This window comes from Massilia varians (genome assembly GCF_027923905.1).
In the GTDB taxonomy this organism is placed as follows: domain Bacteria; phylum Pseudomonadota; class Gammaproteobacteria; order Burkholderiales; family Burkholderiaceae_D; genus Telluria; species Telluria varians_B.
In genome coordinates this window covers 4,197,414-4,219,541 of record NZ_AP026966.1, presented here as the reverse complement: position 1 = coordinate 4,219,541, position 22,128 = coordinate 4,197,414, and the positions used below count along the sequence as shown (strand labels likewise).

General features: G+C 68.0%; 22 protein-coding genes. 7 read left to right on the top strand and 15 right to left on the bottom strand.

Annotation, left to right across the window (positions count from 1 at the left end; genetic code table 11):
- Positions 1 to 48: 48 nt before the first annotated feature.
- Positions 49 to 1,269, bottom strand: coding sequence for a sensor histidine kinase (locus MasN3_RS19045; protein WP_281909313.1), 1,221 nt, complete (start codon positions 1,267 to 1,269; stop codon positions 49 to 51).
- Positions 1,256 to 1,969, bottom strand: a complete 714-nt coding sequence (locus MasN3_RS19040) for a response regulator transcription factor (protein WP_281909311.1) — start codon at positions 1,967 to 1,969, stop codon at positions 1,256 to 1,258. The genes MasN3_RS19045 and MasN3_RS19040 overlap by 14 nt, the downstream gene beginning before the upstream one ends.
- Positions 1,970 to 2,128: 159 nt before the next feature.
- On the opposite strand from MasN3_RS19040, the gene MasN3_RS19035 reads away from it, so the two are divergent.
- Together MasN3_RS19035 and gluQRS are read left to right on the top strand one after the other, a co-directional pair.
- Positions 2,129 to 2,629 carry a nuclear transport factor 2 family protein gene (locus MasN3_RS19035; RefSeq protein WP_281909309.1) on the top strand — a complete coding sequence of 167 codons (501 nt, stop codon included), beginning with the start codon at positions 2,129 to 2,131 and terminating at the stop codon, positions 2,627 to 2,629.
- 42 nt (positions 2,630 to 2,671) lie between these two features.
- Positions 2,672 to 3,595: a tRNA glutamyl-Q(34) synthetase GluQRS gene (gene gluQRS / locus MasN3_RS19030; protein WP_281909307.1), complete on the top strand. Its 924-nt coding sequence runs from the start codon at positions 2,672 to 2,674 to the stop codon at positions 3,593 to 3,595.
- Here the strand turns inward: gluQRS and MasN3_RS19025 are convergent.
- The 8 genes from MasN3_RS19025 to MasN3_RS18990 form a co-directional block, all read right to left on the bottom strand.
- Positions 3,588 to 4,178, bottom strand: coding sequence for a CHRD domain-containing protein (locus MasN3_RS19025; RefSeq protein ID WP_281909305.1), 591 nt, complete (start codon positions 4,176 to 4,178; stop codon positions 3,588 to 3,590). The two genes, gluQRS and MasN3_RS19025, sit on opposite strands and share 8 nt — an antisense overlap.
- A 145-nt stretch (positions 4,179 to 4,323) precedes the next feature.
- On the bottom strand, positions 4,324 to 4,788 hold the full coding sequence (locus MasN3_RS19020; protein ID WP_281909303.1) for a DUF421 domain-containing protein: 465 nt from the start codon (positions 4,786 to 4,788) through the stop codon (positions 4,324 to 4,326).
- Between the two features lie 86 nt (positions 4,789 to 4,874).
- Complete coding sequence (locus MasN3_RS19015; RefSeq protein ID WP_281909302.1) at positions 4,875 to 5,051, bottom strand: oxidoreductase-like domain-containing protein; 177 nt, start codon at positions 5,049 to 5,051, stop codon at positions 4,875 to 4,877.
- Positions 5,048 to 5,440: a BlaI/MecI/CopY family transcriptional regulator gene (locus MasN3_RS19010; protein ID WP_281909300.1), complete on the bottom strand. Its 393-nt coding sequence runs from the start codon at positions 5,438 to 5,440 to the stop codon at positions 5,048 to 5,050. Before MasN3_RS19010 ends, MasN3_RS19015 begins: the two co-directional genes overlap by 4 nt.
- Positions 5,441 to 5,494: 54 nt before the next feature.
- Positions 5,495 to 5,950, bottom strand: coding sequence for a hypothetical protein (locus tag MasN3_RS19005; protein WP_281909299.1), 456 nt, complete (start codon positions 5,948 to 5,950; stop codon positions 5,495 to 5,497).
- Between the two features lie 94 nt (positions 5,951 to 6,044).
- Entirely contained in the window at positions 6,045 to 8,069 is a 2,025-nt protein-coding gene (locus MasN3_RS19000; RefSeq protein WP_281909298.1) for a PKD domain-containing protein, read from the bottom strand.
- A gap of 126 nt (positions 8,070 to 8,195) precedes the next feature.
- The gene (locus MasN3_RS18995) at positions 8,196 to 8,858 is read right to left on the bottom strand and encodes a response regulator (RefSeq protein WP_281909296.1); all 663 of its coding nucleotides are present in this window, start codon (positions 8,856 to 8,858) and stop codon (positions 8,196 to 8,198) included.
- Positions 8,855 to 10,420 (bottom strand): ATP-binding protein, encoded by a 1,566-nt coding sequence (locus MasN3_RS18990; protein ID WP_281909295.1) that lies wholly within the window; start codon positions 10,418 to 10,420, stop codon positions 8,855 to 8,857. Before MasN3_RS18990 ends, MasN3_RS18995 begins: the two co-directional genes overlap by 4 nt.
- Before the next feature lie 258 nt (positions 10,421 to 10,678).
- On the opposite strand from MasN3_RS18990, the gene MasN3_RS18985 reads away from it, so the two are divergent.
- Entirely contained in the window at positions 10,679 to 11,104 is a 426-nt protein-coding gene (locus tag MasN3_RS18985) for a KGG domain-containing protein (protein ID WP_281909294.1), read from the top strand.
- A 51-nt stretch (positions 11,105 to 11,155) separates the two neighbouring features.
- Here MasN3_RS18985 and MasN3_RS18980 read toward each other — a convergent pair whose 3' ends face one another.
- From MasN3_RS18980 to MasN3_RS18960, 5 genes are read right to left on the bottom strand one after another with little or no spacing between them, the layout of a single operon-like run.
- Positions 11,156 to 12,502 carry a sulfite reductase subunit alpha gene (locus MasN3_RS18980; RefSeq protein ID WP_281909292.1) on the bottom strand — a complete coding sequence of 449 codons (1,347 nt, stop codon included), beginning with the start codon at positions 12,500 to 12,502 and terminating at the stop codon, positions 11,156 to 11,158.
- A 10-nt stretch (positions 12,503 to 12,512) separates the two neighbouring features.
- On the bottom strand, positions 12,513 to 13,526 hold the full coding sequence (locus tag MasN3_RS18975; protein ID WP_307730380.1) for an FAD:protein FMN transferase: 1,014 nt from the start codon (positions 13,524 to 13,526) through the stop codon (positions 12,513 to 12,515).
- A 14-nt stretch (positions 13,527 to 13,540) separates the two neighbouring features.
- A complete protein-coding gene (locus tag MasN3_RS18970) occupies positions 13,541 to 14,359 on the bottom strand; it encodes a DUF4198 domain-containing protein (RefSeq protein ID WP_281909291.1) in 819 nt (272 codons plus the stop codon).
- A gap of 24 nt (positions 14,360 to 14,383) precedes the next feature.
- The gene (locus MasN3_RS18965) at positions 14,384 to 14,896 is read right to left on the bottom strand and encodes a DUF2271 domain-containing protein (RefSeq protein ID WP_281909289.1); all 513 of its coding nucleotides are present in this window, start codon (positions 14,894 to 14,896) and stop codon (positions 14,384 to 14,386) included.
- A gap of 37 nt (positions 14,897 to 14,933) precedes the next feature.
- Positions 14,934 to 15,599, bottom strand: a complete 666-nt coding sequence (locus MasN3_RS18960; RefSeq protein ID WP_281914549.1) for a PepSY-associated TM helix domain-containing protein — start codon at positions 15,597 to 15,599, stop codon at positions 14,934 to 14,936.
- A gap of 288 nt (positions 15,600 to 15,887) precedes the next feature.
- On the opposite strand from MasN3_RS18960, the gene MasN3_RS18955 reads away from it, so the two are divergent.
- The 4 genes from MasN3_RS18955 (at position 15,888) to lpdA (ending at position 21,985) form a co-directional block, all read left to right on the top strand.
- The gene (locus tag MasN3_RS18955; protein WP_281909287.1) at positions 15,888 to 18,743 is read left to right on the top strand and encodes a 2-oxoglutarate dehydrogenase E1 component; all 2,856 of its coding nucleotides are present in this window, start codon (positions 15,888 to 15,890) and stop codon (positions 18,741 to 18,743) included.
- Positions 18,744 to 18,853: 110 nt separating this feature from the next.
- The gene (odhB, locus tag MasN3_RS18950) at positions 18,854 to 20,104 is read left to right on the top strand and encodes a 2-oxoglutarate dehydrogenase complex dihydrolipoyllysine-residue succinyltransferase (RefSeq protein ID WP_281909285.1); all 1,251 of its coding nucleotides are present in this window, start codon (positions 18,854 to 18,856) and stop codon (positions 20,102 to 20,104) included.
- Between the two features lie 69 nt (positions 20,105 to 20,173).
- Complete coding sequence (locus tag MasN3_RS18945; protein ID WP_281909283.1) at positions 20,174 to 20,536, top strand: PspC domain-containing protein; 363 nt, start codon at positions 20,174 to 20,176, stop codon at positions 20,534 to 20,536.
- Positions 20,537 to 20,551: 15 nt separating this feature from the next.
- Positions 20,552 to 21,985 (top strand): dihydrolipoyl dehydrogenase, encoded by a 1,434-nt coding sequence (lpdA, locus tag MasN3_RS18940; RefSeq protein ID WP_281909282.1) that lies wholly within the window; start codon positions 20,552 to 20,554, stop codon positions 21,983 to 21,985.
- The last annotated feature ends 143 nt before the right edge of the window (positions 21,986 to 22,128 follow it).

Here is a 22,128-nt window from a genome sequence, read left to right as displayed (position 1 = left end):
GTGAACCGCGCCTCAAGCGGACGTTAAGGCAGCGTAAAACGAAGGTTCTCAGGCGGCGGGAAAGCGGAGCGTGAAGCGGCTGCCGCCCCCCAGGCGTGCTTCGTAGGCGAAACCGGCGCCGAGGAAATCGCAGATGCGCCGGGCCAGCGCCAGTCCCAGGCCGGTGCCGCCCGATCCGCTCGAGGGCGCGCCGCCGCTGCCGAGGGTGGCCTCGACCGCCGGCGGCAGGCCGGGTCCGGTGTCTTCGACCACCACCCGGTCCGGCAGCAGGCGCACCACGACCTCGCCGCGGTCGGTGTACTGGCAGGCATTGCGTATCAGGTTGCCGATGGCGGCCGCCACCAGCTCGCGCGGGGCGCGCACGGCGAGCAGCGGGCCGTCGACGAAGCGCAGGGCGACCGGCTTGCCGGCGACCAGCGCGCGGTATTTTTCGACTTCGTCCTCGGCCACGGCATGGACGTCGACCGGGGCCAGCGTGCCGAGCTCGGGCGCGCGCGCCAGCAGCAGGAGCACGGTGACCGATTCCGCGGCCTCGCGCGCCGCCCGGTAGATGCGCTCGGCCGGGGCGCGCACGGCGGGCGCGGATTGCTGCATCAGGATCTCGGCGGCGCCCATGATCACGGTAAGCGGGCTGCGCAGTTCGTGGCTGACGTCGCCGGTGAAGTAGCGTTCGCGGTCGAGGAAGGCGCGCAGCTCGGCGGTGTGGTCTTCCAGGGCGCGCGCGAGCACGCCCAGTTCGTCCTTGCGCCCCGTCAGTTCCGGCGCCGCGCCGCCATGGCGGACCGACTGCGCCAGCTCGACGATCGGCGTGACCACGCGGGCGGCGAAGAAGCCGCCCAGCAGCGAAGCCAGCAGCACGAGGCCGAGCAGCACGGCGGCGAACATCGAGTACACCACCAGCTCGATCTTGTCGTAGTCGCTTTCATGGTCGGCCAGCACCCAGCTGCCGTACGCGTCATGCCCGGCCAGCACGTGCAGGCGACTGGCGCCGACGTCGATGATATGCACGCCGTCGGACAGGCCGCGCAAGGGTGCGGGAATCCCTTCGTTACGGTGGAAGCGCAGGCCGGCCGGCATGTCGACGTCCAGGCCGGCGGCCTGGCGCGGGGCGGCCCAGGCCACCGCCGCCTCCAGGCGCTTGTCGACCAGCTGCACTTCGATGCCTTCCACCGCGATGGCGGCGATGACGGCGAACAAGCATGAGGCGCCGAGGCCGAACAGCATGAAGGCGACGACGATGCGGCGCTTGAGGGAATCAGCGGGACGCATCGCGCTGCAAGCTGGCCTGCGAATCGCCCTGGACCAGCTTGTAGCCGACGCCCGCCACAGTCTGCAGCATCGGCGTGGCGAAGGGCTTGTCGATCGCCTGGCGCAGCGCATGGATGTGGGTGCGCAGGGCGTCGCTGTCGGGGCGGTCCTCGCCCCACACGGCCTGCTCCAGCGTCTCGCGGGTGACGATGCGCGGCGCGCCGGCGAGCAGGCAGCGCAGCAGGGTGTAGCCGGTCCGGGTCAGCTGCACCGGCACGCCGGCGCGCGCGGCTTCCTGGGTCTCGGGATCGTAACTGAGCTCGCCGAAGCGCATGGTCGCGTGCACCGCATGGGCGGCCGACGAGCGGCGCACCAGGGCCTTGAGGCGCACTTCGAGTTCCACCAGCGAAAAGGGCTTGACCAGGTAGTCGTCGGCGCCGCTGTCGAAGCCGGCCACCTTGTCGGGCAGGCTGTCGCGCGCGGTCAGCATCAGCACCGGCGTGGCCTTGCCGAGCTCGGTGCGCAGCTTCTGGCACAGCTCCAGCCCATTCAGGCCGGGCAGCATGACGTCGAGGACGATCACGTCGTAATCGTTCTCGGAGGCGAGCGCCAGCCCGCCGTAGCCGTTGCGGGCGGAGTCGAGCTGGTGGCCCTTCGGCTCCAGGAAGCCGTAGAGGTTGGCGAGGATGTCGGGGTGGTCTTCGACGATGAGGATGCGCATGCGCTTATTCTAGTGGAGTAGGGCGGGCTCAGCGTAGCTTTCCAGACGTTAAGATCGCGTTAACACTGCGCCGGCGCCGGGGGCGGCGTCGAGAAATGTTGGCAAATCCGCATGTTTGGATTATCGTGGGCGCAGTCGACACTGCCAACGAAAGAGACCATGAAACGATTCCTCGCCGCCGCCTTCCTGTTGCTGGGCCTGATCGGCATCGCCCGTGCCGAGACCGACGCCCAGCTCACCAAGCAGGTCAATGCCTTCGTCGACGAATGGCACGACGACGCGGCCAACGCGCGCATGGCCTATTTCGACAAGATCGCCGCCGACGGCGTGTACATCGGCACCGACCGCAGCGAATTGTGGAAGCGCGACGCGTTCAAGACCTGGGCCAAGAAGTACTTTGAGCGCAAGTCGGCCTGGAGCTTCAAGGCCACGCGCCGCAATGTCTATGCCTCGGCCGACAAGTCGCTGATCTGGTTCGACGAACTGCTCGACACCCCGAACATGGGCCCGTGCATGGCCAGCGGCGTGATCCGCAAGACGGCCAAGGGCTTCGAGATCGTGCATTACCAGCTGTCGATGGCGGTGCCGAACGAGGTGGCGGGGCGGGTGACGGCGCTGATCGCCGAGCACGAACAAGCGGGCAAGCCGGCCGGCAAATAAGGGCAGGCCGCACGGCCGTCCCGCTGCGGTTATCATCAGCGGATGTCGCTACCTACTTCACCTTACATCGGCCGTTTCGCCCCATCGCCGACCGGCCCGCTGCATGCCGGTTCGCTGGTCGCGGCCCTGGCCAGCTACCTCGACGCCCGTGCCCACCACGGCACCTGGCTGGTGCGCATCGAGGACATCGACGAGGGCCGCAGCGTGCCCGGCGCGGCCGAAGGCATCCTGGCCCTGCTGGCGCAGCTGGGCATGCACGCCGACGGCGAAGTCGTCTGGCAGAGCCGGCGCAAGCACCTGTACCAGGCCGCCGCCGCGCGCATCGCCGAACACACCTACCCCTGCGGCTGCAACCGGCGCGAGATCGCCGATTCGCGCCTCGGATTCGCCCCCGATGGCGCCGCGATCTATCCCGGCACCTGCCGCTACGGGCTGGCCGAGGGACGCGGCATGCGCAGCCTGCGCCTGCGCGTGCCGGAACCGGGCTACGACGTCGTCGGCTTCACGGACCGCTTCGCGGGCGAGGTCACGCAGCGTCTCAGCGCGGAATCGGGCGACTTCGTCCTGAAGCGCGCCGACGGTTTCTGGGCCTACCAGCTGGCGGTGGTGGTGGACGATGCCGAGCAGAGCGTCACCGACATCGTGCGCGGCGCCGACCTGCTCGACTCCACGCCGCGCCAGATCTTCCTGCAGCGCGTGCTCGGGGTGCCGACCCCGCGTTACCTGCACGTGCCCGTGGTGCGCAACGAGCACGGCGAAAAACTGTCGAAGCAGACCGGCGCGCTGGCCGTGGCGCCGGGCGATGAAGCGGCGGCGATCGACGCACTGCTGCAGGCGGCGCGCTTCCTTGGCTTGCCATTGGAAAGGCCGGCATCGCTGCAGGCCTTCTGGCAAGCGGCGATACCGGCCTGGAGCCGCTTGCTGGCGACCCGCCCGGGCGCATTGATCGCGCCAGGCCTCATCTGACCTGGCTGTGCCGGCGGCGCGCCATCAGCGCCAGTCCGGCCAGGCCAACCCCCAGCATTCCCCAGGTCGCCGGTTCCGGAATCGGCGCGCTCACCACGAAGCCGCGGATCTCGCCGTTCGGATACTCGGTCGTGTGGATGTTGAGGTAGGCCTGGTTGGCGTTCATGCCCGCCAGCAGCGCCGCGCCGGCGCTCGACGGCGTGCCGCCGAACTGGGACAGGAAGGCCGGATCCCAGACCGCCGCGTCGCTCAGGTCGAAGGTGTGGGTGTAGTCGCCCGCGGTCACCATCATGGGGAAATCCGTCAGCGAGATCGCCGGCGGCGCCACCCCGGTGAAAGCTTCGGTGGTGCAGCAATGGATGTGGGCGACGGTCGTGCCGGCGAGCAGGTCGCGGAACGGCACGTCGGCCCGCAGCAGCGAACCATCGACCTCAAGGGTGGCGATGCTCTCGCCGGGCGACCTGTTGGGCGGCGACTCGCCCGGGCCGCTGGCTACGGCACGGTAGACGTCGGCACCCTGGGCCGCCGGCGCGAGGGCCAGCGCCGAAGCGGCAAGCGCAAGTGCGGTCAGTACTTTTTTCATGGCAGTCCTCCTGATTAGGAAAGAATCCAAACAGCACACCCGGCCGGCGTGCTGCCGAAAAAAGTAGCGCATCAATTCCGCACCGTCCACACCGTACGGGCGATAAAAGTACCTTGGGCAGAAGCGCGAAAGAAAGGAGCCTGGCTCAGTGGGGATTGCGCATGATGGTGATCTCGCCATCGGCTTCCAGGAAGGCGCATTTCATCTCCGGACGCGGGCAGTCGTGCTCGCGCAGCGCTTCCTCGATGTCCGATTCGGACAGGCGGCAGTTGCGCACGACCTTGTCGAAGAACACACCGTCGCGGCCGATCAGGACGGCGCTGCCATCCACGAATTTCTCGAAGCGCCGGCTGCGCGAGCTGAGGACGGCGACCGTGGAATTGATGGCGACCAGGGTCGCAGCCGAGATCAGGCCGCCGGCCAGCGAGTCGTCGCCCGCAGTCAGCGAATTGGAGACGGACTCGGATAGCAGCATGACGACCAGCAGGTCGAAGGGCGTGAACTGGCCCACCGTGCGGCGGCCGGACAGGCGCACCATTACCAGCAACAAGATGTATACGGTCAGTCCGCGTACGACGAATTCCCACCATTCAAGATCCATGTCGAACATATCGTCTCCATGCACAACACCGATGGGTTCATTCTAATCAAAACGTCAATATCTTGATTTCCAAGCGTGCGCTACAGGAACCAAGCTCAGGAAGAGGGCGGGGGAAGGACCGTGTTGGCGGCTTCCCAGGCGGCAAGTTCGCGCTCGTAGCGTTCCAGCGCTTCCTCGTACAGGTCGAAGACGCAGGGCACGCAGCCGCTGCGGCAGCAGTCCTCGAGATCGGGCTGCACCGGCGGAACCGGGCGCGGCGCGGGCATGCTCATTCCTTGCGCCCGTTCTCGCCATTCAGGATCTGCTGGATTTCCTCGCGTTCCTTCTTGCTGACGTGGCCGCGCAGCGCGGCCAGCACCAGTTCCTTGCCAGAACCGGAGAAGGCCTTGTGGATCAGGTCCTTGATCAGGCCGGCCTGGTGCCGGTCCTGCGGCTGGGCCGGCGCATAGACGTGCGCACGTGCGCTCTCGTCGCGGGTGAGCAGGCCTTTGGCATGCATCATCTGCAACAGCCGCAGCACGTTGGCATAGGCCATGTCGGGCCGCGCCGCCAGCGCCGCCTCGTGCACCTGGCGGGCAGTGGCGGGACCGAGCTGCCACAGCAGGCGCAGCATTTCCAGTTCGGACGGGGTCGGCTTGGCGGGAAGGTCGGGAGTGCTCATGGATCTAGAATAAATGATCTAGACCGCCACGTCGAGCCGTCCCCGCGGCGGCGCTCAGTCCCGGTCGTGGAGCCGGTACTCGCGCAGCGCGAACACGGTCTTGCCGTTTTCCCGCACGCACACCCCGGTCATGGTCTCTCCCTGGCGCAGCACGTGCTTGACGCGGGTGCCGGCGGCCTTCCCGGCGCAGGCGGCGTGGGCGGCTTCCGGCACGTCGGGCAGGGGCGGCGGTGGCGGCGGCGCAGGAGGGGCCGGGATCGCGGGCATCGCGGGCATCGCGGGCAGGGCCGGCGGGGCGATGCCGGTGACCCGCTCGCCCGGGAGTTCAGGCGGCGCCGGCGGGGCTGGCGGTGCAGGCGGTGCAGGTGGGGTTGGCGGGACTGGCGGCGGCGGACACTTGCCATCGACGGTCGAGGCGCATTTGCTGTGGACATGTACCCCCGCCTGGGTGCTGCCGGCAAACGCGGCCAGCAGGGCGAAGGCACTGAGGGCGGCGGTCGTCTTGTTCATGGTTTTCTCCTCATGGCTGCGGCCCACGCAGGATGCGCGGGCCATGTGCGCATCCTGCACGCCAATTGTGGAGAAAACATGGACGCCTTGCCGGCTAGCGGATCAGATCGAGGCGCCCCCGGTGGAGGATGTGCGGAGGCGCAGCTGCTTGCGCGACCTGCGCCGCGCTGTCGACGGCCCCGGCTCCAAGGACCAGCCGGTCACCATCGGGGCCAGCTTCCACGATCCGGACAGCCAGCCGCGCAGCGGTTCCCGCAGCCTGGTCGCCGGGAACGGCGTCCAGCACGAAGCGGTAGCCAGGCCGGCCGTCCAGCCGCCCCCTGCCTTCGAGCCGGACTGCGTTGCCGTCCAGGCTGACGCGTTCGAGTTGCTCGCCTTTGAAGGAGCTGCGGCCGAGCAGGTGGAAACTGCACGGCGTGCCGCTTCCGTCCCTGACAGCGAGCGGCGCGGCCAGGCGGAACATCGGTCCGGCGTCTGCGCGCGCCGCCGGTCCGGCCGCCGGGACTGGAAGCGCGCCTTCGCCGAGGAGCACCGGTCCGCCGCTCGGGAAGATTGTCGTCGTCGCGAACTGGACCTTGCTGCGCCCGCTCGAATCGGTGACGCGGACGACGATGTTGTACTCGCGTTCGGCGGTGAAGGTGTGGACGGCCCGCACCTCGCCGCGGCCGCGGTACGCGCGCACGGCGGCCGGCTGTGGCCCGTTGCCGTCGCCCCAGTCGATCGTTGCGCGATGCGTGTCGCCGGGATTGCGGTCGGTGAAAGGCAGCGTGAGCGTGACCGGCTGATTTAGTACCGGCTGAGGCAGCCGGATCGGCCCGAGTACCGGTGCATCGCTGGCGCGGCCATTGGCGCGCAGCAGCACCAGGCCGGCACTCGACGTGGCAATGATGTCGCCGTTGGGCGCGACGGCGAGCGCCTCGTTGACAACCAGGCCGGAAGGCGGCGCCAGCAGGCGCGCATTGAGGTTGACCGCTCCGCCCGCCCGCGACCAGCGGTAGGCCAGCCCTTGGTCGATGACGCTGCGCCGCACCAGGCCGACGACGGTGCCGCTGTCGTTGATGTCGTTTGCCTCGGATGCATAGAAGGAGCGTGGGTGCAGGTCGACCAGTCCGCGTGCCCGCGAAAAATAGTAGGCGCGGTTCTCGTTGTTCAGGCGCTGGATGCGTCCGACCTGCTCGCCGGCCTCGTTGAGCCTGGCGAGCACGGTGTTCAAGCCGACGCGCACCGTGCCCCTGCCCGGGCTCCACAGGAAGGCCTGGAAGTTGTCGCCCACGGGGTCGAGCGCGCCGGCGATGTCGCCGCGGTTGTTGATGTAGCGCGGTACCGCGCCGGTGGCGCCGAAGGTGCCGAGGTCAAGCGGGCGGCCGGCGGGATCCCAGCGCAATCCATGCGCAGCGCCGGTGGCGGTGACGCCGTAGCCGATGCTGACGTTGCTTTCGTTGATGTCGAACGCGGTCGTGTCGCCAAAGCCCGGGGGGCCGGGAAGGGGCAGTACGCGGTTGGCTGCCGTCCAGCGCACCGCCCGGAAGCTTGTACCGCCCGCGGAGGTGGCCGATTCCCCGACGATCTCGCCGCGGTTGTTGATGGCGCCGATATACATGCTGGCCTGGGGCGAGTATGGCGCCGGCAGGACGACCGCGCCGCGTGCGTCGGTCCAGCGCATTGGCCAGAAGCCGTCGGAGAGGGGATGCGCTGGATCGAGGTAGCGGGCCAGCAGGGCCACCTCACCCCTGTCATTGAGCGCACCCAGTTCCGACACGGTAGCGGCCGGCGGCAAGGGGGCGATCACCCGCTCGCCGTCGAGGAAGGCGACCCGGGTCGTGAAGTCGGGCGCGACGTATTCGAACACGGCTTGGCCGCGCGCGTTGAAGTCGGTTCTGAATGCAACCCGCGACGGGACCAGGTTGACGATGCCGTACCTGTCCCGGCCGCCAGGGCCGGCGCCGGCGTCCTGCGTGGCGGCCGGGTTTGCCGCGGCGCCAGGTCCTGCGGCGCTGTCGGCCCAGCCGTACACGGACATTGCCGCCGACAGCAGCAGTATCCCGATGCCTCCAGAAACGCGTCCTGCCGAAAGAGTTCGCATTGCCGCCTCCGTCCAGTCGATCCATGCGTCGTACATGGTTCCGGCCAAAGGTAAAACAGCGTAAGACGCGCAAGACGAAGTAGCGCAAGGGACGCTACGGAACCTTGGCGGCCGTATGGTGTCAGCGTGCCCCCAAGCAGGCATGGCGCCGGTAGCGGAAGCTCAGAGGTCGCAGCGGTAGCCGAGCCCGTAGATCGAGCGGATCGGTTCCAGGCCTGGTGCGGCGGCATCGATCTTGCGCCGCAGGTTCTTGATGTGGCTGTCGATGGCGCGATCGGTGGCCTCCAGACTGTCGGCGCGGGCGGCATCGAGCAGCTGGGCGCGCGAGAACACCTGGCCGGGACGGCGCGCTAGCGCGGCCAGGATCGCGAACTCGCTGGGCGTGAGATCGAGCGGGTGTCCATGCATGCTGATCCGGCGCGCCGCCTCGTCGATCGCCAGCGCACGCCGGGGCATTGCCGGGCCCGCGCGGCGCAGGATGGCCTTGATGCGGGCGATCAGCTCGCGCGGACTGAAGGGCTTGCACAGGTAGTCGTCGGCCCCGGCTTCGAGGCCGAGCAGGCGGTCGATTTCCTCGACCCGCGCGGTCACCATGATCACCGGCAGGTCGCTGGACGCGCGCAGCGCGCGGCACAGCGACAGGCCGTCCAGGCCCGGCAGCATCAGGTCGAGCACGACCAGGGCCGGCGGCTGCGTACGGATCGCGGCCAGTGCCTCGCGGCCGTCGCCGACCACCTGCGCCGTGTAGCCCGCGGCACGCGCATAGTCGGCCACCAGTGCGGCCAGTTCCGGCTCGTCTTCCACGATCATGATCGTCTGGCTCATGCGGCGTCTCCCGCCAGCGGCAAGGACAGCGTCACGCGCAGGCCGCCAAGCGGCGAGTGGGCGAAGGCCAGGCTGCCGCCCTGGGCCTCGAGCAGGCGCCGGCACAGCGCCAGCCCGAGTCCGGCGCCGCCGTGGGCGCGGCTGCGCGAGGCGTCGACGCGGTAGAAGCGCTCGGCCAGGCGCGCCAGGGCGGCATCCGGCACGCCGGGCGCGCTGTCGTCGATGACGAGGTGCAGGCAGGTCGCGTCCGCGTGCGCATGGAGTGCGATGCGTCCGCCCGGGGCGGTGTAGCGCAGGCTGTTCTCGAACAGGTTGTCGAGCACCTGGCGCAGGCGGTCGGGGTCGGCCAGCACGCGGCTGCGCGCCGGCGCGGCGCCCGGCTCGAGGGCCAGCCCGGCCGCCCGCAGGCGCGCGGCGAAACCCTGCGCATGGGCGGTGGCAAGCTGCCACAGGTCGAGCGCGACCGGCTTGCAGTCGAGCGCACCGACGTCGGCGCGCGCCAGCGCATACAGCTCGTCGATCAGCTTGTTCAGGGCCAGCACCTGGCGCAGCATCGCCTCGACGGTCTCGGGCGTGGCGCTGCGCACGCCGTCCTGCAGGGCCTCGAGCTGGGCGCGCAGCACGGCCAGCGGGGTGCGCAGCTCGTGCGAGGTATCGGCCACCCACTGGCGGCGCGCCCCTTCCGCGCTTTCCAGTTGCTGCGCCAGGGCGTTGAAGTGGCGCGCCAGCTCGCCCAGCTCGTCGCTGCGCGCCGCCGGCAGGCGCACCTGGTAGCGGCCGCCGGCCAGCGCGCCCGCGCCTTCGGCCAGCGCACGGATCGGCTGGCGGAAGTGGCGCGCCAGCAGCACGGCGGCAAGCGCGCTCAGGCCCACTGCCGCGGCGACGATCGGCCACAGGCTGCTGCGCAGCTGTTCCAGGAAGGCGAAGGCCATCGCATCGCTCGGCCGCTGGCTGGGCGCCACGCCGAGCAGGCCGACCGTGCGGCCGTCGACCTCGATGGCGCGGTGGACCAGCGGGAAGTCGCCGGGCACGCGCCCGGCCAGATAGGCGTCGTTCGCATCGAGCAGGGTGACGCGCTGGTGCAGGTCGTAGGTGACGCCGTCGGCGTGCGGCGCGTCCAGTTGCGGCGGGGCCAGGGGCGGCGCCGGCGGCACGGGAGGAGCGGGCGGCGCCGGTGGCGCCGGCGCGGCAGCGGCCGCCACCGGTGCGGCCGGGAGCGGGGCGCCGGCGCGCGCCAGCGGGGCCGGCGGCGCGGGAGCCGCCGGTGCCGGCGGGACGGCCAGCGCCCGGCGCTCGCGTTCGTCCTGCAGGCGCGCCAGTTCCCGCGCAATCCAGCCGTGCCGTTCATCGCCGGCGGGCAGGAATTGCCAGCCGCCCGCAGCCCGATAGCGCGTCGCCAGGCTGTCCGACAATTCGCCCAGCCGGTCGAGTTCGATGCCGACGGCGTAGTCGCCGAAGCTGGCCAGCACGTTCTGGCGCAGCAGGTAAACGGCGCTGGCCACCACCGCGAGGATGGCGAGCAGGACCGAGAAGAACAGGCGGTGGCCGATGGAAAATTTCACAATGTCGCGTCAGTGTGGGACTACGTGATAGAGATTCTTTATTCTCAATAAGGCTTGTCGAAAGTGCATCCTATTCTACTAGTTGAAAAATCACAAAAGCAATTACTCCTAGTCTGAGGGAGAAAGCGCCGGAGTTGGCAAGGCCAAGTCCTACAAGAGCATTGCCTGTTTTGGGTGGCTTGCCGGAGTCGTCGTGGTTAGGATGGACCTGTCTCAGCCACTTCCGGCTGGTGCTTTCAACATGAACAGGAGGCAACTATGGCATCGAATAACCAAGGCGGCAACAAGGGCAAGCAGGGCGGCAACCAGGGCGGCAATCAGCAGAGCGGCGATACCAGCAAGCGCGGTTTCGCATCGATGGATCCGCAGAAGCAGCGTGAGATCGCTGCGGAAGGCGGCCGCGCCGCGCACGCATCGGGCAATGCCCACGAGTTCACTTCGGAAGAAGCACGCCGTGCCGGCTCGATGAGCCACGGCGGCGGTGGTGGCCAGCAGAGCGGCGGCCAGGGCGGCAACCAGCAGAGCGGCGGCGGCCGCGGCGGCAATCAGGCAAGTAGCGGCAACCAGGCAAGTAGCGGCAACCAGGCAAGCAGCGGCAACCAGGCAAGCGGCGACAACACCCGCGGCGGCACGCCGGAGCAGCATGCCAAGGCGGGCTCGCAGAGCCACAAGAACGACAAGTAAGTCTCACGCGTCGTTCTCCACTGACATGGCCGGCCTTGCCGGCCATGTCAATTAATATACATCCCTGCGGTAGCGGCCTGCGGCCGTGAGCGCATCGAGCATCTCCACGCCCAGCACTTCCGTCAGCGCCTCGTGCACGCCGCCCGCCATCCCCTGCAGGCTGCCGCACACGTAGATCGCCGCGCCGTCGTCGACCCAGCTGCGCAGCGCCGGCGCATGCTCGCGCAGCAGATGCTGCACGTAGCGCGGCGTCGCGCCGTCGCGCGAGAAGGCGAGGTCGAGCCGGGCCAGGCCGCCTGAGGCCAGCCATCCCTGCAGTTCGTCGCGGCACAGGAAGTCGTGCGCCGCGTTGCGTTCGCCGAACAGCAGCCAGTTGTCGCCCTTGCCGGCATCGATGCGCGCCTTGAGCAGGGCGCGCAGCCCGGCCAGACCGCTGCCGTTGCCGATCGCGATCAGGGGACGTCCCGCATTGCCGTTCAGGCGGAAGCGCCCGTGCGCGCGGATGCGCAGGGGGATCGGCTCGTCCGGCGAGGCCGTCTCGCACAGCCAGCCGGATGCCGCACCAAGGCTGCCGTCCGCGCGCCGCTGCAGGCGCACCAGCAGTTCCAGCCGGCCTTCGGAGGGCAAGGATGCGATCGAATATTCGCGCGGATGCCCGGGGTCGGCGGGCGCGCTGACCTGGGCCAGGTCGCCGGCCTCCCAGTCCGGCAGCGCGGCATCCACCGGCACCAGCGCGATGCGGTAGAGGGGCGCGCCGGCGCTGCCCGGATTGGCGAGCGTGCGCGCCGCGATGCGCCAGTTGCCGTAATTCGGTGCTTCCCAGTCCGGCGCGTCGCTGGTGCCGGCCAGGCGGCCGATGTGGTGCTGCCATGCGGCCAGCGCGGCGGGGTCGCCGCGGTCGACGTCGATGCGGTCGAACAGCGCCGTCGCGCCGTGCGCCGCCAGCCAGCCGTCCAGTGCGCGGCCGAAGCCGCAGTAATGGGTGTAGCTGCTGTCGCCCAGCGCCAGCACCGCATAGTGCAGGTGCGACAGATCGGGCGAAGCGGCCATGGCCGCGCCGGCGAAACGCGCGGCGCTATCGGGCGCGTCGCCCTCGCCATAGGTGCTGGCGATGAACAGGATGCGCTGCGCTACCGACAGTGTGTCCGGGCCGAGCTCCGACATGCACATGGCGCGCGCCGACAGGCCGCCGGTGCTCAAGGTGGCTGCGGTCCGGGCGGCCAGGTGTTCGGCGCTGCCGGTCTGGCTGGCGTGGACCACCAGCCAGTCGGCCGCGCCCGTGACGGGGCCTGGGCGGGCGGCGGCGCGGGCGCGCCAGATCGCCAGGCACATCGCCAGGTAGCCGCTCGACAGGGCCAGGGCACTGCCCCAGCGCACGGGATCGATGGTGAGCATCATTGCAGGAGATTCATTGAAGCAGATCGCGCCAGGCGGCGCTGGCGTGTTCGCGCAGGCCGTCCTCATGGCGGACCAGGTAGCGCCCGGCAATGCCGCGCGCGTCGGCAAACGCGATGCCGGCCTCGGCGCCCATCACGGTCAGCGCCGTGGACAGCGCATCGGCCACCATGCAGCTGCTTGCCACGACCGTGCAGGAAGCGACGCCGTTGGCGATCGGATGGCCGCTGCGCGGATCGATCGTGTGCGAGGCGCGCTGCCGGCCGTGCTCGAAGTAGCTGCGGTAATCGCCCGAGGTGGCGACCGCCAGCCCGTGCAGGGCCACCATGGCCTGCGGGCTTGGCGCCGCATCGGGCACGCCTTCGATCTCGACCCACCATGGCTCGCCGCCCGGCTTCATGCCGGCGCCGCGCAGCTCGCCGCCGACTTCGACCAGGTAGTGGCGCACGCCGAGGCGCTCCAGGCACAGGCCCAGGCGGTCCACGCCGTAACCCTTGGCGATCGAGGAGAAATCGAGGACCGCGCCGCCCGGCTGCAGCAGGCGCCGCTTGGTGCGGTCGAGCTGAGGGACTGCGCGGGCGCGCCGCGCCAGGGTGCTGGCGACCTCGATGGGAGAGGGCAGCTGGAAACCGGCCCGGTCGTGGCGGCCGCTCGGGCCGAAACCCCACAGCTGGACCAGCGCGCCGGCGGCCGGGTCGTAGGCGCCGGCCGTGTCTTCATGGATCTGCAGCGCGAGCTCGGCGACTTCGTAGAACTGCGGCGGCAGCGCATGCCAGCTGCCCGCCGGCGCCCGGTTGTAGCGCGCCAGCAGGGAGCTTTCTTCCCAGTGGCTCATCTGCGCGACGATCTCGTCCAGCTCGCGCTGCAGGGCCGCTTCCAGACCCTGGCCGCTAGCTGGCGGCACCAGCATCTGCGCCGACCAGGTCGTGCCCATCGACTGGCCTGCCGCCCGGCGCAGCACGCTGCCCGCGGGAGGAAGTGCCATGTCGATCTCGAACGGAACGAGAACGCTGCGCATGGTCGGCATGGCGCGCGCCGTCCTTACTGCGGCAGCACTTCGAAGGTGGCGGCGTAGGTGTAGCGCTTGGCGCCCGGCTGCTGCGGCGCGCCGCGCTCGCCGTGCGGCACGCTGGCGCTCAGGTAGTACATGTTCGGCGTCGCCACGGTGAAGCTCGCTTCGCCCTTGGCGTCGGTATTCAGGCGCTGCTCGCCCGAGGAGCCGCGGTACTTGGCGGTGCCCGGCACCACGCTGAACGGCATGTTGGCGGCCGGCTTGCCGTCGAGCTGGAAGCGCACGCGGATCGGCTCGCCGACGCGCAGGTCGGACGGGTGGGTGACCGGGACCAGTTCGAGGCCGACGCCGCTCGGCTTCAGGGCGGTCTCGTTCATCTTGTTGGCCGAGACGAAGGTTTCCAGGCGGGTGTGCACGTCGGTGGTCTGCACCTCGGTGGCGCCGGCCGGAATCTGCACCTGCGGGCTGCCCTGCGGGCCGCGGAAGCGCTTGGTCTCGCCACCCAGCTTGTAGCTGCCCGTCACGTTGTTGTTGACGATGGACAGGCGGTAGGTGCCGTCCTTCGGCAGGCGCAGGTCGAGCGTGCTGCGGTACTTGCCCAGCACCGCGCCCTGCGCCCTGGTGGCCACGCCGTCCGGATCGGTGATCGTCAGGTTGTCCAGGCGCAGCGGGGCGTGGTTGAATTCGAACAGCTGGTTCGAGATCCCGGCATCGAGCGTGACCCAGGCTTCCTTGGCGTCCACCATGGTGCTGTTTGGCAGCAGCCAGGCGTCGTGGGCCTGGGCCGCGAGGGTCGTGCCGGCGAGGATTAGGCCGAGCAGGGCGGTCTTGGTGAAGCGTTGTTGCATGAGGGTTCTCCTGTTCTTGATGCGTTATTGGATCTGGAGCGACACGGCGCCCAGTTCGTCCTTGCCCACCGCGCTGGCCGCGACCTTGCCCTTGCCGGCCCAGTTGAAGGGCAGCTTGACCACTTCGCGCCCGCCCGACTCGCGCGAGGCCTCGACCACCAGCGTGTAGTCGCCGGCCGCAAGCTTGTCCAGGCCATGGCGGGCGCCGTCGAACTTCATGGTGTGGGCGCCCGGCGGACGGGTCGCGCCGCTCACGCCGTCGATCGGCATGGTGGCTTCGCGTCCGGCCTTGCGCCACCAGGTGCGCAGGTCCTTCAGCCATTTCTCGCCTTCGCGGTTCTTCAGCTTGAGGTCGTACAGCACGGCCAGGTTCGCGGCCACGCTCTGGTCGGCGCGCTCGATCCAGAGCGCGACATAGGGCTTGTGGTACTCGGCGACGTTCAGGCGCGGCAGCTCGAACTTGACGGACAGGTCGGCGGCCACGGCCCAGCTCGATGCAAACGGCAGGGTCAGGAGGAGCGAGTGAGACAGTTTCATTCTTGGTCTTCTCTGGTAAATACGGCGACGAAGGGATTCAATGCACGAACAGCAAGGCCAGCACGATCGGCAGCACGATGCCGAAACCGACGATCGGCCAGGTCGACGGCCGCTTGGCCGCGTGGTATTTCAGGATCAGGAAGCCGGTGATGCAGAACACCACGCAGGCGACCGAGAAAATGTCGATGAACCAGCTCCACACCGGGCCCGTGTTGCGACCCTTGTGCATGTCGTTGAGCCAGGAGATCCAGCCGCGGTCGGTCCGTTCGTATTCGGCGCTGCCGTCGGCGGCAATCCGCAGCCAGGCATCGCCACCGGGGCGGGGCAGGGCCAGGTAGGCGTCATCCTCGCTCCACTCGGCGCGCTTGCCGCGCGCCTCGACCGGGAAGTTGGCGTTGGCCCAGTCCGCGATTTCGCTCGGCAGCGGCACTTCGGCGTCGGCATGCTCGCTTGCATAGGCTTGCAGCTGGGCGCGCAGGGGTTCCGGCAGGCTCGCCTTCAGGCGTGTGACGCGCGGTTCGGCCTCGATCAGGCTGGCATTGTTGAGGGTCAGGCCGGTAAAGCTGAACAGCAGCATGGCCATCAGGCAGATGGCCGAGCTGATCCAGTGCCACTGGTGCAGCTGCTTCAGATAGACGGCACGCCCCACGCCGGGCAGGGTGGCGGGTGTCGATGCGGAAGTGGTCGGTCCGGTTGGGCTCATCATCAAATGATAACGATTATCATTTACCTGGTCAACAGCGCGATGCGGCTTTACAAATAGAAATAAAACATTTCTTGTTGAACGCTCTGCCTTGCCCGGAAGCTTGCGTTACAATACTGTGCGCCAAAAGGCAACGGAGGCCCCGCTGTCTTGTTTTGTGCCACAGAAATACGCCCTTCCCCCACAACTTGATGTAGTAAGTGCGATCCGCTAACCGGTCAGGCCGTGTCGCGGAAGGTTAAACCAACCCGCCCCATACTCGCGAAGCGCGAAGAAAGGTGAGCAAGAATGATGCAGCAACAGAATGCGAACTCGTACCTGTTCGGCGGTAATGCGCCGTACGTGGAAGAGTTGTACGAAGCGTACCTGAACAATCCGGGTTCGGTCCCGGAAAACTGGCGCGCTTACTTTGACCAGATGCAGCATGTGCCCGCAGTCGACGGCTCCAGCCGTCCGGACGTGGTCCACTCCTCGGTCGTCGCCTCGTTCGCGGAACGCGCGAAACAAGGCCCCATCCGCACCATCAGCGCCTCGTCGGATCCGGAAATGGGCCGCAAGCGCGTGGCCGTCACCCAGCTGATCGCCGCCTACCGCTACCTCGGCTCGCGCTGGGCCAACCTCGACCCGCTGCAGCGCCAGGAACGTCCGCCGCTGCCGGAACTGGATCCGGCCTTCTACGGCTTCACCGAAGCGGACCTCGACACCGTCTTCAACATCAGCAATACCTACTTCGGGAAAGAAACCGCGCCGCTGCGCGAGATCCTGAACATGCTGCGTGATACTTACTGCCGTTCGATCGGTGCCGAGTTCATGTACATCAGCGACCCGACCGAAAAGCGCTGGCTGCAGGAGCGCCTGGAGTCGATCCGCTCGACCCCGACCTTCTCGGGCGACAAGAAAAAGCACATCCTCGAGCGCCTGACCGCGGCCGAAGGCCTGGAACGCTACCTCCACACCAAGTACGTCGGCGCCAAGCGCTTCTCGCTGGAGGGCGGCGAATCCTTCATCGCCTCGATCGACGAAGTCATCCAGCGCGCCGGTGAAAAGGGCGTGCAGGAAATCGTCATCGGCATGGCCCACCGCGGCCGCCTGAACGTGCTGGTCAACACCCTGGGCAAGAGCCCGGCCGACCTGTTCGAAGAATTCGAAGGCAAGCACGCCGACGACCTGCCGGCGGGCGACGTGAAATACCACCAGGGCTTCTCGAGCGACATCTCGACCCCGGGCGGCCCGGTCCACCTGTCGCTGGCCTTCAACCCCTCGCACCTCGAGATCGTCAACCCGGTCGTCGAAGGTTCGGTCAAGGCCCGCATGGAACGCCGCGGCGACCGCAAGGGCAAGGAAGTGCTGCCGATCCTGGTGCACGGCGACGCCGCATTCGCCGGCCAGGGCGTGGTCATGGAAACCCTGAACCTGGCCCAGACCCGCGGCTACGGCACCGGCGGCACCGTCCACATCGTCATCAACAACCAGATCGGCTTCACCACCTCGGACCCGCGCGACGCCCGTTCGACCATCTACTGCTCGGACGTCGTCAAGATGATCGAAGCACCGGTGCTGCACGTGAACGCCGACGATCCGGAAGCGGTCGTGCTGGCCTCGCAGATCGCGATGGACTACCGCACCGAATTCGGCAAGGACGTGGTGGTGGACATCGTCTGCTACCGCAAGCTGGGCCACAACGAGCAGGACACCCCGGCCCTGACCCAGCCGCTGATGTACAAGAAGATCGCCAAGCACCCGGGCACCCGCAAGCTGTACGCCGAGAAGCTGGCTGCGCAGAACACCATCGAAGCCGACGGCGGCGACAAGCTGGTCGCCGAATACCGCGCCGCGATGGACGCCGGCAAGCACACCATCGATCCGGTGCTGACCGACTTCAAGAACAAGTACGCCGTCGACTGGGCGCCGTTCCTGAACAAGAAGTGGACCGACGCCTGCGACACCGCCGTGCCGCTGACCGAACTGAAGCGCCTGGCCGAACGCATCACCAAGGTGCCGGAAGGCTTCAAGCCGCACTCGCTGGTCGAGAAGGTCCTGAACGACCGCGCCGCCATGGGCCGCGGCGAGATGAACCTCGACTGGGGCATGGGCGAGCACCTGGCATTCGCGTCGCTGCTGTCCTCGGGCTACGCAGTGCGCCTGTCGGGCCAGGACGCCGGCCGCGGCACCTTCGTGCACCGCCACGCCGTGCTGCACGACCAGAACCGCGAGCGCTGGGACCAGGGCATCTACCTGCCGCTGGCCAACGTCTCGGACAACCAGGCCAATTTCACCGTGATCGACTCGGTGCTGTCGGAAGAAGCGGTGCTCGGCTTCGAGTACGGCTACTCGACCGCCGAACCGAATACGCTCACCATCTGGGAAGCCCAGTTCGGCGACTTCGTCAACGGCGCCCAGGTCGTCATCGACCAGTTCATCGCTTCGGGCGAAGTAAAGTGGGGCCGCGCCTCGGGCCTGACCATGATGCTGCCGCACGGCTACGAAGGCCAGGGTCCGGAGCACTCGTCGGCACGCATCGAGCGCTTCCTGCAGCTGTGCGCCGACAACAACATGCAAGTGGTGCAGCCGACCACGGCCGCCCAGATCTTCCACCTGCTGCGCCGCCAGATGGTGCGCCAGTTCCGCAAGCCGCTGGTGATCTTCACGCCGAAGTCGCTGCTGCGTAACAAGGACGCCGGCTCGCCGCTGACCGACCTGGCCAAGGGCGGCTTCCAGACCGTCATCGGCGAAGTGGACGAGAAGATCGACGCGTCCAAGGTCAAGCGCGTGCAGGTTTGCTCGGGCAAGGTCTACTACGACCTGGTCAACACCCGCAAGACCCGCGCCGCCAACGACGTCGCGATCATCCGTATCGAACAGATGTACCCGTTCCCGCACAAGTCGTTCGCGGCCGAACTGAAGAAGTTCCCGAACGCGACCGAGGTGGTGTGGGTGCAGGACGAGCCGCAGAACCAGGGTCCGTGGTTCCAGATCCAGCACAACATCTTCGAAAGCATGGAAGACGGCCAGCGCCTCGCCTACGCAGGCCGCCCGGCTTCCTCGTCGCCTGCGGTCGGCTATGCCGACAAGCACGTGGCGCAGCAGAAGGAACTGCTGGAGACCGCGTTCTCCAAGCTGAAAGGATTCATTCTCACCAAGTGAGAATGGTGCGCCGCACACATGCGTGCGGCTCCTGCCCAAGTAATCACCACGCCCTGCGCTCACGCGCAGGGCCTTTGCATACAGAATATATAGAACGGAGCTACATCAACATGGCACAAATCGAAGTCAAGGTCCCCCAACTGTCGGAATCGGTTGCTGAAGCAACCCTGCTGTCCTGGCACAAGAAAGTCGGCGAGCCGGTCTCGCGCGACGAAAACATGATCGACATCGAAACCGACAAGGTGGTCCTGGAACTGCCGGCCCCGAGCGCGGGCGTGATCGTCCAGCTGATCAAGGCCGACGGCGCCACCGTCGTGTCGGGCGAAGTCATCGCCATCATCGACACCGAAGCCTCGGCCCAGACCAGCCCGCTGGAAGTGAAGCCGATCCCGTCGGCCGCACCGAACGCACCGATCCAGCCGGCAGCAGCGCCGGCCGCCGCCGGCGCCAAGAGCGACGTCGCCATGCCGGCCGCCGCCAAGATCCTGGCCGACAACAACATGAGCGCCGCCGACGCCACCGGCACCGGCCGCGACGGCCGCGTGACCAAGGGCGACGCCCTGGCCGCCGTCGCCAACAAGCCGGCGCAAGCCGCCGCTCCGGCACCGGCAGCAAAGCCGGCACTGCAATCGGTCGCCGCACCGGTCGCCAACCTGGGCGACCGTCCGGAAGAGCGCGTGCCGATGAGCCGCCTGCGCGCCCGTATCGCCGAGCGCCTGCTGCAGTCGCAGCAGACCAACGCCATCCTGACCACCTTCAACGAGGTGAATATGGCGCCGGTCATGGAACTGCGCAACAAGTACAAGGACAAGTTCGAGAAAGAGCACGGCGTCAAGCTGGGCTTCATGTCCTTCTTCGTCAAGGCCGCTGTTGCCGCCCTGAAGAAGTACCCGATCCTGAACGCCTCGGTCGACGGTAACGACATCGTCTACCACGGCTACTTCGACATCGGTATCGCCGTCGGTTCGCCGCGCGGCCTGGTGGTGCCGATCCTGCGCAACGCCGACCAGCTGTCGATCGCCGAGATCGAGAAGAAGATCGGCGAATTCGGCCAGAAGGCAAAAGACGGCAAGCTGACCCTGGAAGACCTGAACGGCGGTACCTTCTCGATCTCGAACGGCGGCGTGTTCGGCTCGATGCTGTCGACCCCGATCATCAACCCGCCGCAGTCGGCGATCCTGGGCGTGCACGCGACCAAGGAACGCGCTGTCGTGGAGAACGGCCAGATCGTCATCCGCCCGATGAACTACCTGGCAATGTCGTACGACCACCGCATCATCGACGGCCGCGAAGCCGTGCTGGGCCTGGTGGCCATGAAGGACGCGCTGGAAGATCCGGCACGCCTGCTGCTCGACCTGTAATCGGCCGCACCTGCAATACAGACATGCCTGCCCTGGCAGGCATGTCCCCAACACCGAGTGAGGACCGCCATGATCTCCGATGAAATCCGGCGTTTGCACGAACTGCACCAGGCCGGCGCGCTCTCCGACGCCGAATTCGAGCAGGCCAAGGCGAAAGTGCTGGCCAGCGAAAAGGTCAGCCTGGAGAAGGAGGGCCGCGGCAGCGCCGGCGCCGGTTTCGGCCCGCCGCCCGGCAGCTTCGAGGCGAAGCTCAAGTCCCTGCGCCGCACCCGCCGCGACCGCTGGCTGGGCGGCGTCTGCGGCGCCCTGAGCGCCGGCTTCGGCATGGACATCTATGCCTGGCGCCTCGTGTTCGTGCTGCTCACCTTCGTGACCTCCGGTGTCGGGGCGCTGGCCTATCTGGCGCTGTGGATCTTTGTCCCAGAAGAATAAATAAGGAAGCTATTCATGAGTAACGAGAAACAATTCGACGTCGTCGTGATCGGCGGCGGCCCAGGCGGCTACATCGCCGCCATCCGTGCAGCGCAGCTCGGCTTCAAGACCGCTTGCATCGACGCGTGGAGCAACGCGGCCGGCAAGCCGGCCCCGGGCGGCACCTGCACCAACGTCGGCTGCATCCCGTCGAAGGCCCTGCTGCAGTCGTCGGAGCACTTCGAGCACGCCGGTCACGCCTTTGCCGACCACGGCATCAAGGTCGGCGGCCTGGAACTCGACCTGCCGACCATGCTCAAGCGCAAGGACACCATCGTCAAGCAGAACAACGACGGCATCCTGTTCCTGTTCAAGAAGAACAAGGTCACCTTCTTCCACGGCCTGGGTTCGTTCGCCGGCAAGGCTGAGGGCGGCTACACCGTCAACGTGACGGGTCCGACCACCGACACCCTGACTGCCAAGAACGTGGTCATCGCGACCGGTTCGAACGCACGCCAGCTGCCGGGCGCGGAATTCGACGAGAAGCTGATCCTGTCGAACGAAGGCGCACTGGCGATCGATGCCGTCCCGTCCAAGCTGGGCGTGATCGGCGCCGGCGTCATCGGCCTGGAAATGGGCTCGGTGTGGCGCCGCGTCGGCGCCGACGTCACCGTGCTGGAAGGCCTGCCGACCTTCCTGGGCGCGGTCGACGAGCAGATCGCCAAGGAAGCGCACAAGCTGTTCACCAAGCAGGGCTTGAGAATCAACCTGGGCTGCAAGATCGGCGCGATCACCAAGGGCGAGAACAGCGTCACCGTCAACTACGCCGACTCGACCGGCGCCGAGCAGACCGCTACCTTCGACCGCCTGATCATCTCGATCGGCCGCGTGCCGAACACCAATGGCCTCAATGGCGAAGCGGTCGGCCTGCAGCTGGACGAGCGCGGTTTCGTGGTGGTGGACGACGAGTGCCGCACCAGCCTGCCGGGCGTGTGGGCAGTCGGCGACGTCGTGCGCGGCCCGATGCTGGCGCACAAGGCGGAAGAAGAGGGTGTCGCGGTTGCCGAGCGCATCGCCGGCCAGCACGGCCACGTCAACTTCAACACCATTCCTTGGGTCATCTACACCTCGCCGGAAATCGCCTGGGTCGGCAAGACCGAGCAGCAGCTGAAGGCCGAAGGCGTGTCCTACAAGGCCGGCACCTTCCCGTTCATGGCCAACGGCCGTGCGCGCGCGCTGGGCGATACCTCGGGCATGGTGAAGTTCCTGGCCGATGCCACCACCGATGAAATCCTGGGCGTGCACATCGTCGGCCCGGTCGCCTCCGAGCTGATCTCGGAAGCCGTGGTCGCGATGGAGTTCAAGGCCTCGTCGGAAGACATCGCCCGCATCTGCCATGCGCACCCGTCGCTGTCGGAAGCCGTCAAGGAAGCCGCGCTGGCGGTGGACAAGCGTTCGCTGAACTTCTAAAGCAGTAGAAGCGCGTCGCGCTTTTGTAGGGTGGGCGGGTCTCCCGCCCGCGCGTTCACATCACGTATCCCGGCCCGCTCCGTGGCTGTTCATACGACGGTTGAACGCGCGGGCGGCGGAGCCGCCCACGCTACGTTAACACC